This window comes from Xenophilus sp. Marseille-Q4582 (assembly GCF_916700565.1).
In the GTDB taxonomy this organism is placed as follows: Bacteria; Pseudomonadota; Gammaproteobacteria; order Burkholderiales; family Burkholderiaceae_C; genus Xenophilus.
The window spans coordinates 1-1,859 of the sequence record NZ_CAKAKO010000012.1; the positions used below are offsets into that span (position 1 = coordinate 1).

2 protein-coding genes are annotated in these 1,859 nt (G+C 65.1%); one reads left to right on the top strand and one right to left on the bottom strand.

The window, feature by feature from the left end:
* Window positions 1-1,249: zonular occludens toxin domain-containing protein (locus LG388_RS26590; protein WP_225785545.1), on the top strand; the 1,249-nt coding region annotated here is incomplete at its 5' end.
* A 39-nt stretch (window positions 1,250-1,288) separates the two neighbouring features.
* Here the strand turns inward: LG388_RS26590 and LG388_RS26595 are convergent.
* Entirely contained in the window at window positions 1,289-1,561 is a 273-nt protein-coding gene (locus LG388_RS26595) for a hypothetical protein (RefSeq protein WP_225785546.1), read from the bottom strand.
* Window positions 1,562-1,859: the final 298 nt, after the last annotated feature.

Genomic DNA, 1,859 nt, shown 5'->3' on the forward strand with positions numbered 1-1,859 from the left:
AATGCTGTACCTTCGCACCGGGGCGAATGGCTCCTGCAAAAGCCTGTTCACGCTGGAAGACGTCCGCGCCAAGCAGTTGAAGGAACTGCGGCCGGTCTGCGTCATCATCGGCAAGCCCGCCCACGGCACCGAGCCCGAAGACCGGGAGCGGCGTTACCTCAAGATCAAGCCCGAGATCATGAAGGAGTTTGGCTGGACGGAGTGCCACTACAGCGACTGGTGGGCGCAGCCGAACGGGACCATCTTCCTGGCCGACGAGTGCCATAACTGGCTGCCGAAGCGAGCCAACGGCTCCGCGGTGCCGGAGTATGTGTCGAAGCTGGCGGAGCATCGCTCGCGCGGCTTCGACTTCTTCATGCTGACGCAGCACCCGAGCAACATTGATAGCTTCGTGGTGAAACTCATTGGCGCACCGGGTTGGCACCAGCACCTCAAGCGCGTGGCGGGTGGCTCCAGCGTCACGAGCGTCATTCAGTTCGACGCCGTGAACCTCCAATGCGAGAAGGCCGGGGCCGGCCGCTCCGGCCAGGTCACCATGCGCGGCCAGCCAAAGGAGGTGTACGGCTGGTACGACTCGGCCGAGCTCCACACCGGCAAGGTGCGCATTCCTCGCGCGGCGGTGTTCCTGGCCGTGTCCGCTGTCCTGATCCCTGTCATGCTCGGCGGCGCCGGCTACATGCTCTGGAAACAGACCATCGGCAAGGCGGGCGAGGAGGAGGTTGCAGCCGTGGCAGAGCAAAGCGCTGCACCTGGCGCAGCGGTTGCGGGCAGCAGCGGGCGCAGTGGCGGCAACGGCGCCAAGGGCATGACCACGTCGGAGTACATCTTGGCGCACCGGCCGCGAATCGAGGGACTGCGGCACACGGCACCCGTGTACGACGAGTTGACCAAGCCGGTGCGCGTGTCCGTTCCGGCCGCGTGCATGAGCATGGGTGACCGCTGCAAGTGCTACACCCAGGACGCCACGATCTACCAGACCACGGACGACATCTGCCGGCAGATCGTCAAAAACGGCCTGTGGCTCGATTTCGACCCGAATGGCACCAAGGGTACGTCCAATGTCGGCGCGCAGCCTGTGCGGGCCAATGGCCCCGTTGCTGCGCCTGTTCCCGAGCCGAGCCCCGGCCTGATCGTCATCGGGGAACCCGTCAAGGGCAGTACCAGAGAGCCGAAAGTCGCCACCGTCGATGCCCAGTCCTCGCCGCGTGTGCCGAAGTCATCGCCCTGGTCGTTTCAGACGGGGGGATGAGCGCGGGACCGGGGCGGCGTAGCCGACACGGTCACGGGCTCAGCACCAGACCATCACCATTTGGCATTGACTCAGCATCGCGGCGAGAACTCGCCCGGCTGAACGCGCCTTTTTCACCCATTCCGGCGTGCTCACACTGACCGGATAGCGGATCCGGCCGGCCGCCTTGAAGGCCGCTCCCCTGGCGGCACGAATCGCCCGGAGCTTTGCAGTTGTCGGCCGTGATGTTGCCCACACCAGAGCGCGCCCGAACGGCAGAACCAATTGCAGCGCCATTGCGTCGGGGTGCTTCTTGAAGTTCGCGGCGATCATGTTGGGGTTCCTCGTGCGTGTGGCCCGGTGGGATATGGCTGCCCACGGCGTGGGTGGCCATGTCCCTGAGGGACGCTGCACAGCAGGGACGGGCAGGGGTCAAGGGTCAGCGCGGAAGCCGCAGCCCTGGAGCGCAGCGGAAGGGACCGGGTGAGCACTGAGCGAAGCGAACCCTTGATGCCTGAACGGCGCTGCGGTATCGCACGAACAGGTCCGAATAGAAGGCGCTGTCACGCCGCCTCGTTGTCGTCATAGACTGTTACATATGAGCGACATTCTGAAAATCGCCCTCGGCGTC